The organism is Marinobacter sp. (assembly GCF_052094685.1).
Taxonomy (GTDB): Bacteria; Pseudomonadota; Gammaproteobacteria; order Pseudomonadales; family Oleiphilaceae; genus Marinobacter.
In genome coordinates, this window is the sequence record NZ_JBQDKB010000034.1 from 1 (window position 1) to 12461 (window position 12461).

The window sequence follows — 12461 nt, forward strand, 5'->3', positions numbered from 1 at the left end:
ACTAGCCGGCTGCAACGAGCATTTGGCCAAACCCATCGACAAACAGCGGTTCTATGAGGTTTTGGCCCGTTATCTGAAGGTTTATGCCGGCAATGCCGCGGAACCAAGCCAGCAATACTATGGCAGGGTGCTGGTGGCTGAAGATAATGAAGATAACCGCCAGCTTGTAGAGCGGATGTTGAACCGTTTGGGCCTTGACGTGATATCCGTTGCGTCGGGCGACGAAGCTGTGCGTAAAGCGCTTTCAGGCTCTGTACAAATGGTGCTTATGGATAGGCACATGCCAGAAATGGACGGCGTTGCGGCCACTCAATTACTTCGGCAGGCAGGCTTTCGGCGCCCGATTATTGCGTTTACCGCGGGCGTTCAGCGCGAAACCGACGCCTTGCGTGATGCGGGCTGTGATGGGGTGCTGGATAAACCGATAGATGAGCTCCGCCTGCAATCGCTTTTAGGTCGCTTTCTGGACTCCGTGCCGTCCGGCGTGGGCAGTGCGGATGAAGATGAGGATACTAGTCGCCTGGTAACCCAATTCCTGTCCGGGTTGGGTGAGCGCCGGCAGCGAATGAACCAGGCACTTGCAAGCCGTGATTGTGACGTACTTGAATCTGAAACTCACCAGATTAAAGGCACGGCGGGCGCCGTTGGGTACCCAGCGATGACCCATCAGGCGGGCATTGTGGAGGCACTCTTGAAAGTAGCAGACCCGCAATGGAGCCAGGTGCGCAGTGAACTCGCGATATTGGATGAGATGATAGAACGAGAACAACCACAGAACCAAACAGGATTGGGCAAATGAGTGAGCACCAATTACAACGTGAACAGCAATCAATGAGCACGATGTACGGCACCTATGCCGATATCCTGTTCGTGCTTTTCCCGTTTCTTGTGATAAGCATGCAGCGCCTTTGGGATGGCCGTCTCTACGAGACGTTGATGCAGCCAGATTTGAGTATAGCGGCCACCATTCTTGCCGGGTTGGCTATTGGCAAATTTGTGCTGGGGCTTGTCACAAATCGGGATCTTGGCCGCTATAAAGAGCGTATTGTATTCTTTATAGCTCTGACGCTGTTTGCAGTTCTGGGGCCGGCCATTATTTTAATGCTGAGTATTGTTGGCGGTGCTGAGGTGCCAGGGTTTGTGGCATTTGTGCAGCCTATATTGCTGATTATTGCGATCTCGCTCTACTCAACGGCGGTCACTATCAGCAATATATTGACCCACGATGACGGCCAGGCATCTTATCCCACAGGCGCGGAACGGCCGTCAGCGGATATTGCTCGCCCCGCCGATGCAGGACACGCGCCGCTGGATCTTCCCCGTCAAACCGGCACAGATTCCCGGTAAATTGCAGACCTGCAAGGAACTTGGGTAGCCATGTAGCCATACGCCCGGCAACAAAGGAGATACGAATGGATAAATTGATGGTACTGGTTGTGGAAGATGAGCCGGTGATGCGTGAACGGCTGGTTGATATGCTCTACAAGGCTGGAGCTACGGGTGTCACTCAGTGTGAGACTGCCGCTATGGCTCGCAAAGCATTTAATGAGGGCAAGTTTCAAATTATATTATTGGACCTGGGTTTGCCGGATGGCGATGGCCACGAGCTAATGAAAGCCTTCAAAGAGGCCCGAGACGATCAGCACATTGTGTTGGTGACTGCCGATGACTCCATTGACAGCATTCAGCGGGCAATCAGCGCCGGAGCCAACGGCTATGTGGTTAAGCCCTATTCCCAAGAAAAAATCCACGACGTGGTGAGCAACTATGCGGTTGTGCATGGTGGTGACGCAATAATGAACCCGGGCCGGAGCCGGCACCACTGACGGGGGCTGGCGTCACCTATGGGGTGCTTCGGCAAACCCGTACAGACGTATGTAGGAAGCACCCTCATAATTCAGTTGTCACGTGTTTTTTACGTTGTGCGATTTTGGATACCTGCCTAGGTATCCCATGGATCTCTCCTTTATACGCAGCCTATATGGCTGCGTTTTTTTTCGGTAGTGGAAAGTCCGTAGCCACTAACTCGTACAGATACTCCGGGCCGTTTGGGTGATAATTTGTACACTAAGTAATCACCCATGCAAATAGATACCCAGAGGTTGAAACCTAAGAAAATGTCCGTAGAAACCGGATCTGCCCGCAATAAGCTCCGCTCCCACTTTGTTGTAGAAATCGTTTTGATCGCCGTGCTGGCCATGTACATGGTGCTGGCGAAGGGGCAGGTTGTAGGTGATGACCTTGTCTTCACCGTTATTGGTGCCGGGTTGATGGCGCTGGTTACATACTGGACGCTATACACCCTGAGAGATGGTCTGGAGATGATCGTTCTCAAGATCCGTGGCCTGAAGCACTAACATATTCCCAGGCTCGGAATATTCAGTACAGCCAAAACCTGTTAAACGTCCAAGCATTCCAGAATTTCACGCCCGTGTTCGCGGGCGTGAACCCAACCTGCCTTTGCCCTGTTACAATACGCCTATTCTATTCCCGATCCCTACAGAGCCATTTATCCCAATGCCAGGAGCCCCCATGACTGACACCGTGGTTGTAATTTATTCCGGAGGTATGGACTCCTTTACTCTGCTTCATCGTGCTCGCGCCCGCGGGTTACATGTGCATGCGTTGTCCTTCAATTATGGCCAGCGCCATGTCCGTGAGCTGGATGTTGCAAGCTCCGTTTGTGCAGCCCTGGATATCCCTCACAAGGTTATTGATATTCGCGCCATGAGCGAGGTTATGTCTGGCTCAGCGCTGACCTCCGGTGACGACATCCCTGAAGGGGGGTATGAAGAAGAAAGTATGAAGGCCACGGTGGTACCCAACCGCAATATGATCCTGCTCTCTTTGGCCACTGGCTATGCTGTAACCGTGAATGCCAATGCGGTGTGGTACGGCGCTCACGGTGGCGATCACGCTATTTACCCTGACTGTCGGCCAGAGTTTGTAGAAAAAATGGATGCCGTGTGCCGGGTGGCCAACTATGAGCCTGTGGGTGTTGAAGCTCCGTTCATGCGCATGAGCAAAGGCGACATTCTGGCTGAAGGCCTAAAGCTTGGGCTCGACTACGGCAATACCTGGACCTGTTACAACGGTCGGGAAAAAGCTTGCGGGCTTTGCGGCTCGTGTGTGGAACGGCTTGAAGCCTTTGCTGAAAATGGTCTTGCAGACCCGCTGGCCTACGAGGCGGGGCGTTGATGTACAAAGTAAAAGAAGCTTTTTACACGTTGCAAGGTGAAGGTGCCCAGGCCGGCCGCGCCGCAGTGTTCTGCCGGTTTAGCAAGTGCAATCTGTGGACAGGCCGAGAAAAAGACCGTGCAACAGCGGTCTGTAATTTTTGTGATACGGATTTTGTGGGTACCGATGGCCAGAATGGTGGCGCTTTTGAAACTGCCGAGGCTCTGGCAGCTCACATTCGCAGCCTGTGGCCGGATGCTCCTGGCGCGCCCTATGTGGTTTGCACCGGTGGCGAGCCGTTATTGCAGTTGGACGAAACGCTGATTGGTGCCCTCCATCAATTGGGTTTTGAGGTGGGAGTTGAAACCAACGGCACCCTACCCGCGCCGGCTGGTATTGACTGGCTCTGCGTGAGCCCGAAGGCAGATGCCCCTGTGGTGATTGAAGCCTGCGATGAGCTGAAGCTGGTGTATCCACAGCCGAAGGCCTTGCCAGAAAGGTTCAGCCACATTACGGCCAAGCACTGGTTCCTGTCGCCCATGGCGTCCCCATCAGTACCAGATAGCGACACAGACCCGGTGAAGCAGAGCAATACTCGTAAGGCAACGGATTACTGCCTGGCTCATCCTCGCTGGCGCCTAACCATACAGATGCACAAAATCATCGGTATCGACTGAATTACGCAGGGGCCGGGGCGCGCGGGAACACGCCAGCTGAACGCTGTTCAGAGATTCTGTAATGGCTTGGGCTGAGGCCGGTCCAACGCTTGAACGCGCGGGTAAAATTTGCAGCATCTGCATAGCCTAAAACATCTGCAATCTGATTCAGATTCATGCCAGTGCCGGTCAGAAACTCCCGGGCACGCTCCAGCCGCACCTGATCCACAAGGTTCTGGAAACTGGCATTTTCTTCCTGCAGCCGCCGTTTCAGGGTTCGCTCAGATACATACAGAGTGGCTGCTACCCGAGCCAATTTTGGCGGGAAGGGATAGCTGGTTTCTATGACCCGGCGCACCCGGCAATCAAAGCCCGCATCTCCTGTTAGTTGCTTTAGCGCATCCTCGCACTGAGCGCGGGAGGATTCCGCCAGCTGGTCGTCGCTGAAACGAATGGGCGCCGACAGCATGGCACTTGGAATAACCAGTGCGTCGTCTGTGGCACCGTATTCAACCGGAAGCAGAATGCGCTGACGGAAGCGCCGAAAGTACGAAGGCTCTGATCCCTTTCTGAGAATTCTCGCCCCCTTGATCGCGCTACCGGTAAGTTGCTCGCCCATAAATGCGCAGCCGAACAGCATGGAGTCCATCACAAATCCCAGCAATGGCCCAGGGTCGCCGTCGCAGAGAATGGTGTAATGCATGTTGTCACCGTATTCACGACGGCTCACGCTCAGGTGGGGCGCCCGTAAGGTGAGGTACCGGGTCATCAAACCCAATGCATCTTGCAAGGTGCGGCTACTCATGACAGCAACGCCCAGAGCCCCGTGCAGCGGCAGTTTCAGTTCGCTGGCCAGCATGATACCAAGGCCAGGTTCGCCGCTTTCTACAATGGCGCGGGTAATAAACTCACTGGCCTGTGCCTGGCTTACCCTGATATCTGCGGATTTCAACTGAACTGGGTCTAGCCCAACCCGAAGCAGTAGATCGCGCTCGTCTAAACCAATGGAACGCAATAGTTCGGCCAGTATATGCAGGTAGATGGCCGGCATACCCAGATCCTGTGAGATGGAGGCAGAGACGCGCATGGGAATCCTTGTTAGAAGCTGTTTTTTTTATCTGATGTATTAAGTGCTGCTGTTGATTATGACCTTTGGAACACGTCGCCCCCATGACTTCAATGACGCGTCAATGGGCATGAGAGGCCAATTGGAGGGTATTTCGGTGGATTTCTTGGAGAACTGAGGGTTCGGTCAGAGCCGGATATCGGTAATCACAGGATTATGATCGGAGGAGCGCCAAGGCGCCGCAGTTGTGCCTGAGAGGTTGGTTTTGTAGTCCAGTGCCGGTGGCTCGTCGGTGTTGATGAGCCAAGTTTGGGTATCGATAACCCTGTCTGTGAGTGACGCTGAGGCGAGAGCGTAATCCAACGAGCCTTTCTCACCCTTATATCGGTATGTGTAATGGTCGCACTGCTGCGCTGTGCAAGGGTGAAAGTGATGCATCATGCTGGTGAACCCTGCCCGTTCCAGAACTTTCAGAGGCGCTTCCCGGAAATAGCTGTTGAGATCGCCCGTAATCAGTGTGCCGGCAAGGTCGGGAATTTGTGGTAGCTGCTCAATCCATTCCACAAGAGCATGGGCTGCGTCGGCGCGACGTTTGGCGTAGCAGCCCTGGCCATCGTTTCGGTCACGGTTGCCGCCCGTTGCCCCTCTGCAGGACTTAGACTTCAGGTGTGGCACGACTACCTGAATGGCTAACCGCTGGCCTTCGGGCCGGAAGGTCTGTGCCAGTGGGGGGCGGCCTCTTTTTTTGAACACGCCGGCATTCAGGCGCTCCGGTTTTGCCTCGGCAACGATGCGGTCACTGCGGTACAGCAAACCGGTACGTATCTGGTCACTGCCATCGGCACCGGGGGTTTCAACAAAGGCCCAGTTGGGCCCGAGCGCTTGGGCAAGCTGTGCTATTGCGCTGGTGTCGCTGTAACCGTCGTTCTCCAGCTCTGTAACCGCCAGAATATCCGGATCTGGGCGGCGCAGCGCCTCTACCAGTCGGCGGTGCTGTACTTTAAGTGCCAGAGCGGTAGGTGCGCCACGGGTTGTTGGAAAACCTTCGCCTTCCCCGTCGCCATTAAAGTAGTTCTCCAGGTTCATGGCCATAACCCGAACATGAGGGGCTGAGGGCCGTGCCGGCGCAGATGGCCGGGTATTCACAGGCTCGAATACCGGCTGTTCAGCTGGCTGTATCCGCCAGGCTTCAAACCGATAATCAAGAATACCGGCAAGTTCGTGAACTTTATCGCCGCTGCGAACCGTGTTCTCGCCACTGAGACCACCCGGAGGCCAAGGTATTGGCTTGGGCTGGCGAACACCACGGCCATCGTCCAGTAGCAGTCTCTGCTGTCGGTTCCGGTCGGCAATGTTGGCTGCCTGCGGGCCGGGTTCCAGATACTCCGTAGGCACCACCTGCTCTCCGGCTGCCAAAGTGAGATTGCCGTAACGCGCTAGGTTCCAGGCATCGATAACCGTCAACGGCTGGGCCACCGTAACGCGCATGTTTTCGAGGGATTCAAGGGCGTTTGGCCACAGCAGAGTTAGAACCTGGGCTTTCGGGAGGGGCGCGGAGCCGCAAACTGTAATGGCTCTAACGTTCGTCAGCTCAGTCAGGCCATGGAATTCTTTTACGGTACCGGTAACCCGCAGGCGTTCGCCGGGTTCACCGGTTTTCTTGCGGGTATAAACAAATAGGGCTTCGGAGGTTTCGGGGTTGCCGTCGGTTTCGCCGTCTGCCTGTTGCAGGTAAAAGCCGGCAAACCCGCCCTCCATGCGGGCGTCGAAGGTGAGAATGCCCTCAACCGTTGCTTTGTGGCCCGCTAATGGAGAGGCGTCGCCCTGGCCCTGAATCTCGGAGATTGGTGTCGCTGAACCGCCACAAACGCCTGCTGCCAGCACCTGAGAGGTTAGCAGCAACAAAAAAGGAGCAATGGCACGAATAGTTCGTGTGCTTAAGTTCACGCTGGGCGCTTAACGGCTAGCTAACTAAGGCCGGCGACGGCTTTGAGGGCACGCTCGCGTTTGCTGCCAAACCCAAGCTGATCTGGGTTGGTGAGTTCCAGTTGCTGGATCAGCGGGTCAGGGTGGTGGTTGTCTAGGGTTATTCCGAGCTGCGACAAAACATACGGCGCCAAAGCGGCTCGGGCGTCAACGATCAAGCGACCGTTCTCCATACCGTAATCCAGAGCGATGATCTTTTGCTGTGCGTCGGTCAGACGATTGTCGGGGGAGATCATCATGGTGACGTTGCGATTCCAGTCATCATCCTGCTGGCTCGCATGTTTGGCTTTTTGCCGCAGAGCCGTAGGTGCTGTGTGGAAGCGGCTGAGGGCAAAGTCCCGGAATTCCCGGTTGGAGTCACACCAGGCACGCAAGTGCCAGTTGTTGCCTGTGCACACCAGTGTGTGCGGCTCGAGAATGCCTTCTACAGCTTCAGGGCGGCTCAGGGACGAATAGCTTGCTCTGAGCTGTCGGCCATGGCGGGTGGCGGCCACAACGGCACGCATGGTCTCGGGCGCGATGACACGGTTGGGACCATATACAACAGTGTTGTCTGGCAGGCCAACCTCAAGGGTTTCAAACGTGCTGCTGAGGCTTTGCTGGCGTGCAAGCAGATCCTGATATTCGCTGACGTGTCCCCGAGTCACTGCCGGTTTGTAACTGGCTGAAGGTACGTAACCTTTGAGATGGCGATCATAAACAAGATTGCCCGGGGCAAGTTCACGCAGGTATGTGTTTATGTCTTTGGATGCCTGCTGACGGCCGATACCAAAGCTATGGCAGATGTGGTTTGTCGTCAGTCGACCTTCCCACAGTGCAATGGTTTCAATGAGCCGGTAGCGAAGTAGCAGATCCCACCGGATGGGCCAGTCCGTTTTTTTCATAACCAGACGCTCACGAGTTTATTGAATAATGACCATTTATATTACCTCCTATGGTCCGGGAGGTCTGTTACGGCGCATTAATGTGAAACATTGTGAAACGACGCTGTAGCCGCGTTTGGCACTCCCGAACAGGTGTGTTGCAAAGCTTCGGCAAGTGCGTATTAGGCGCGCGCTGAAAGGGCTGGTGTAATATGGCATTAGTAATATCCGGAGTTTCCGTAATGACCCGAATGGTCGCCTCCCTTTCTGCTCTCCTTTTGAGCATCGTTTTGCTGATCAGCGGAAATGCGTTCCTGATGACGCTGCTGGGTATTCGCTTGAGTATCGAGTCGGTTTCTCCTGATGTTATCGGCTGGGTGTTGGTTTGCTACTCGGTAGGTTTTGTTCTGGGCACCCTCTATGTGCACCAGATTATCGGCAGTGTTGGCCATATCCGTGCATTTTCGGCGTTCGCAGCCATAGCTGCTGTTGTGTCACTGATGTATCCCATGGCTATTTCCATGGTGTTTTGGGCGTGCCTGCGTGTGCTTTCGGGCTTTAGTATTGCTGCCGTGTTGGTGGTGATCGAGAGTTGGTTCTCAAGCCGGGCCAGCAACAGTAATCGCGGTGCACTGTTTGCGGTCTACCAGATCGTTTTTTACCTCTCCGCTGCGGGCGGTCAGCTGATTGTTAACGTGGGCGATCCGTCCAACTTTATGCCGTATTCCCTGGCCGCCATTTTGTTGGCGTTGGCCTTGGTTCCCCTCGCCTTGACTCGCATGGAAGCGCCCATTATTGAGCAGGTGCAACGCATTTCATTTTTTACGCTTGCGCGTGAGTCGTTCACGGGTGTTTCGGGCGCAGTGACCAGCGGCGTGTTGATTGGTGGGTTTTATGCGCTGGGGCCGGTATACGCAACTTTGATGGGGCTGGATGTTGCTAAAACATCAACGTTTATGGCCAGTGCCATTGTTGCCGCCATGCTTCTTGCTTGGCCGTTGGGGCGGCTGTGTGACCGCTTTGATCGCCGTCGTGTGATGTTCTGGGTGGCGCTTTGTGCCGCACTTGCAGCGGTTGGCGTTAGCTTTACCGGCGCTGCCAACCTATGGTTGCTCACGCTTCTTGTAGGGGGGTTCACCGGGCTCTCGGCAATGGTTTACCCAATTTCTGTGGCGATAACCAACGACCGGATGGAAAGCACCCGTATTGTTGCCGCCAGCGCCACATTGCTGCTCAGTTACGGGGTTGGCAGCGTGGTTGGCCCTGTTGTGATGGCTGAGCTGATCAACCTGATGGGCCCAAAAGGCTTGTTTATAGGCAATGCCGGGTTTTTGCTGGTTCTTGCGGTAATAACTTCTCTGCGTATCACCTACACGGAAGATGTAGCAGTGGAAGACCAGGAGCACTATGTGCCTGCAATGCCGGAGACCTCTGTTGTGCTGACTGAAATGGATCCGCGGAATACGGAGTTTCAGGAATCTCCAGAGGTTGAGGGGAAGAATGAGGAACCCTTGGGTTAGTTTGACAGAGCTGTAGATCTGAGCCGATTTGTGGTTTTCCTCAAGTCCGTTTTTGCTTTGCATCTGTTTTTATTACAATGATTAGCTTACTATTGGTAGCATTCCCATAAAGTAAGCTTTTTGGTCGGAGTAGTAACCATGAAAGATCAGTTCCCATTTGCCGTCGCCCGGGTAACACGGCGCTGGCGCAAGTTATTAGATGAACGCTTGAAAGACTTGGGTGTTACCCAAGCCCGCTGGACCACCATGGTTTATCTACAGCAGGGAGGCGAAGGCCTAACTCAGCGTGAACTCGCCAGCCTGAGGGCCATTGAAAACCCAACGCTTGTACGTCTGTTAGACAGCCTAGAGCAACAGGAATTGATTGAGCGCCGGGCCTGCCCCAATGATCGTCGGGCTCGCCGACTGCATCTCACAGATGGCGGGCGGGATTTCATGGAGGTGCTGACGGCCCGGGCCAACGAGCTACGGGACGGAATGCTTGATGGTGTGCGCGACGATGATATTGAGGTTGCGTTAAAAGTGTTCCATAAAATTATGGATAACGCTGAAAAGCAGAAGTAATCCTTGAGTGATAATTCCGTTGAGGGCTTGACCGCCCGTTATGGCGCCAACTGGCGCTGGCTGGCTGTTTGTACGGTAATGCTGGGCACCATTGCGACCGTATTGAGTGCCACTGTGGTGAACGTTGCGCTCCACGAGATCATGGTGGAGTTCGGTATCCGCCAGGGCCAGGTGCACTGGTTGGCAACCGGGTTTATTGCCGCCATGACAACGACCATGCTGGCCTCTTCGTGGCTGCTTGATCACTTTGGCGTGCGCAAGACCCTAACGTTTGCCATGGCGATGTTTACGTTGATCTCGGTGGCTGGCGGGTTTGCCAGCTCGCCGGAGCAGTTGATTGCCGCCCGCATTGGCCAAGGGGCTATGGCGGGCCTGATGCAACCCATGGGCATGTATCTTGTATTCCGCATATTCCCCCGCAATCGGCGCGGCCAGGCTATGGGTATCTATGGTATGGGGGTTGTCTTGGCGCCGGCGCTTGGGCCGGTGCTAGGCGGTTTTCTGGTAGATCAGCTCGATTGGCGATTTGTGATGTTTGCGCCGGCGCCGGTAACGCTTATTGGCGTGTTTATGGCGCGACGGTTTCTGCCCACGCCGGCTTCCCGACCGGCTCCCTACCGATTTGACCTGCCCGGGCTAGTGCTGCTCGGGTTAACCGTCGGGCTCTCTCTCGATACCTTAAATCGCTTGCAAAGCCTCGACGGCCAAGAACCCCGGGTCGTCATCGAAGGGCTTTTGGCGTTGGTGTGCCTGGCCCTGTTTGTATGGCGCGAAACGCGAGCAAAACACCCTTTGGTTAATGTCAGCCTGCTGCGTCGGCCAAGTTTTCTGTACGCCAATCTAGGCGCTATGGCGATGGGGCTGGCGTTGTTTGGCTCCACCTATCTGATACCGTTATACGTTCAGACAGCCTTGGGTTACACGGCAACGGAGGCGGGCCTGCTGATGCTGCCCGCAGGCATTGTTCTGGGTATGACATTTCCGTTGGCAGGAAGGTTGGCTGACCGAGGGGGGAGCGCCCGAGGGCTGGTTGTTTTCGGAATGGCGATGTTTGCCTCATCAGCCATCCTGTTTGCGCTGTCTGGTCTTACGCTGGCTTTCGGCTGGCTTGCGCTTTGGACGGTGCTCGGAAGGATAGGCATAGGGTTTATGTTACCGTCTCTGTCTATTGGTGCCTTGAACCCCCTTGAGCCCGAGGAACTGGGCGCAGGCTCCAGTACCATCAACTTTACCCGTCAACTGGGTGGTGCTTTCGGGGTGAATGTCGTGGCATTGACCATCGAGTTCGGCGAACATAGCAATGGGGTGCCCACAATCAGCGCCTTTCATACGGCCTGGTGGCTTGTTGCTGTATTTGTAGCCATTGCCGTTGTGCCCGTTTGGCGGATGCGAGTGTAGAATTGTGCGTTGCTGGCTCGGAACTCCTGAGGGCGCCCGCTGTCACTGAACGCTAAGAAGTAGGTTTTCTGGAATGGGATTTATGGAATTAAAAAAGTATTCAGCTCTGGTACTGCTGTCCAGCGCCTTGGCTCTGCAGCCCGCGTGGGCTGAAAAGCAAAGCAGTGCGCCTGAAAAAACGGCGACCGAGCAAGAAACAGATCGCAGCTCCCGAGTGCCAACCTTCAAGGTAGATGGCGACTTGGCCGGTCGGCTGGGGGTCTTTACCACAAAGTATGAAGACACCTTTGCTGAAGTGGGTAGCCAGCTCGCGCTTGGTTATCTCGAATTGGTAAAAGCCAACCCAGGCGTTGACCCCTGGTTGCCCGGTGAAGGCACCACAATCACGCTTCCGCGCCAATACATTATTCCGGATGCTCGCCGAGAAGGCATTGTGATTAATTTGGCCGAGTATCGGCTTTACTATTTTTCTGACGACGGTGTACAGGTTTACCCCGTTGGCGTAGGCACCTCTGAGAACCCGTCTCCGTTGACCGATGCAAAAGTGACTATGCCCCTGGAATCACCGGCGTGGTACCCCCCTGCCAGCATTCGTGCAGAGTATGAAGCGTCTGGTGACTTCCTGCCCCGAATGATCCCGCCCGGCCCCAGCAATCCCTTGGGTAGCCACGCACTTATGCTAAGCGAAAAAGGCTATCTGATTCACGGTACTAACAAGCAGTTTGGTGTTGGTATGCCTGTTAGCCACGGCTGTTTCCGCATGTATAACGAGGATATCTCACGTTTTGTCTATCAGGTGGGTAAGGGCACATCGGTTCAGATCGTGAACGATGCGGTAAAAATGGGATTATCTGGAGGCGAGGTTTGGCTTGAAGTACACCGCCCTAACGAAGACTACAGTCAACAGGATCGGGATCGCCTGTGGCGCGAAGTAACCCTGGAAGTTGAAGCCTTCCGCCAAAAGCACCCGGGCGTTGAGGTTCAGCGCAGGGCAATAGAATTGGCCGTGGATCAAGCTGACGGTATTCCTGCCATGGTCGGTGAACAGATTTCACGGGTGGCTTCGGATAAAACGCAAAAAGACAAACGACTTCCTGCATCGGAAGAGCCTGAGCAGAAGCTGTACTTCTGATTTTGCACAATCGTCAACGTGGGTATAGGTAAAGGCCAACCCCTTGGCTCTGGCCGGTTCAATGCCAATCGCCAAACTGCAGAAACCAACTTTGTGGCG

Annotated in this window: 13 protein-coding genes; 10 read left to right on the forward strand and 3 right to left on the reverse strand. The window is 54.8% G+C overall.

Annotated features, from left to right (window positions below; genetic code table 11):
• The 6 genes from ACTH3S_RS08740 to queE all read left to right on the forward strand — a co-directional run.
• On the forward strand, window positions 1-799 hold a 799-nt coding region (locus ACTH3S_RS08740; protein WP_441808628.1), incomplete at its 5' end, for a response regulator.
• Window positions 796-1347 carry a hypothetical protein gene (locus ACTH3S_RS08745; protein WP_441808629.1) on the forward strand — a complete coding sequence of 184 codons (552 nt, stop codon included), beginning with the start codon at window positions 796-798 and terminating at the stop codon, window positions 1345-1347. The genes ACTH3S_RS08740 and ACTH3S_RS08745, both read left to right, overlap by 4 nt.
• A gap of 65 nt (window positions 1348-1412) precedes the next feature.
• The gene (locus ACTH3S_RS08750) at window positions 1413-1826 is read left to right on the forward strand and encodes a response regulator (RefSeq protein ID WP_441808630.1); all 414 of its coding nucleotides are present in this window, start codon (window positions 1413-1415) and stop codon (window positions 1824-1826) included.
• Window positions 1827-2081: 255 nt separating this feature from the next.
• The gene (locus ACTH3S_RS08755; protein ID WP_441808631.1) at window positions 2082-2357 is read left to right on the forward strand and encodes a hypothetical protein; all 276 of its coding nucleotides are present in this window, start codon (window positions 2082-2084) and stop codon (window positions 2355-2357) included.
• A 175-nt stretch (window positions 2358-2532) separates the two neighbouring features.
• Window positions 2533-3198 carry a 7-cyano-7-deazaguanine synthase QueC gene (gene queC / locus ACTH3S_RS08760; RefSeq protein WP_441808632.1) on the forward strand — a complete coding sequence of 222 codons (666 nt, stop codon included), beginning with the start codon at window positions 2533-2535 and terminating at the stop codon, window positions 3196-3198.
• Entirely contained in the window at window positions 3198-3854 is a 657-nt protein-coding gene (queE, locus tag ACTH3S_RS08765) for a 7-carboxy-7-deazaguanine synthase (protein ID WP_441808633.1), read from the forward strand. The genes queC and queE overlap by 1 nt, the downstream gene beginning before the upstream one ends.
• A gap of 1 nt (window position 3855) precedes the next feature.
• Here the strand turns inward: queE and ACTH3S_RS08770 are convergent, their stop codons facing one another.
• From ACTH3S_RS08770 to ACTH3S_RS08780, 3 genes are all read right to left on the reverse strand, one after another.
• The gene (locus tag ACTH3S_RS08770) at window positions 3856-4920 is read right to left on the reverse strand and encodes an AraC family transcriptional regulator ligand-binding domain-containing protein (RefSeq protein WP_441808634.1); all 1065 of its coding nucleotides are present in this window, start codon (window positions 4918-4920) and stop codon (window positions 3856-3858) included.
• Between the two features lie 165 nt (window positions 4921-5085).
• Complete coding sequence (locus ACTH3S_RS08775; RefSeq protein WP_441808635.1) at window positions 5086-6846, reverse strand: ExeM/NucH family extracellular endonuclease; 1761 nt, start codon at window positions 6844-6846, stop codon at window positions 5086-5088.
• Between the two features lie 20 nt (window positions 6847-6866).
• Window positions 6867-7769 carry a helix-turn-helix transcriptional regulator gene (locus tag ACTH3S_RS08780; RefSeq protein ID WP_441808636.1) on the reverse strand — a complete coding sequence of 301 codons (903 nt, stop codon included), beginning with the start codon at window positions 7767-7769 and terminating at the stop codon, window positions 6867-6869.
• Window positions 7770-7990: 221 nt separating this feature from the next.
• On the opposite strand from ACTH3S_RS08780, the gene ACTH3S_RS08785 reads away from it, so the two are divergent.
• The 4 genes from ACTH3S_RS08785 (at window position 7991) to ACTH3S_RS08800 (ending at window position 12362) form a co-directional block, all read left to right on the forward strand.
• Entirely contained in the window at window positions 7991-9268 is a 1278-nt protein-coding gene (locus ACTH3S_RS08785; protein WP_441808637.1) for an MFS transporter, read from the forward strand.
• Window positions 9269-9406: 138 nt separating this feature from the next.
• Entirely contained in the window at window positions 9407-9832 is a 426-nt protein-coding gene (locus ACTH3S_RS08790) for a MarR family transcriptional regulator (protein WP_441808638.1), read from the forward strand.
• A gap of 3 nt (window positions 9833-9835) precedes the next feature.
• Window positions 9836-11230 (forward strand): DHA2 family efflux MFS transporter permease subunit, encoded by a 1395-nt coding sequence (locus ACTH3S_RS08795; protein WP_441808639.1) that lies wholly within the window; start codon window positions 9836-9838, stop codon window positions 11228-11230.
• Window positions 11231-11312: 82 nt separating this feature from the next.
• The gene (locus ACTH3S_RS08800; RefSeq protein ID WP_441808640.1) at window positions 11313-12362 is read left to right on the forward strand and encodes a L,D-transpeptidase family protein; all 1050 of its coding nucleotides are present in this window, start codon (window positions 11313-11315) and stop codon (window positions 12360-12362) included.
• Window positions 12363-12461: the final 99 nt, after the last annotated feature.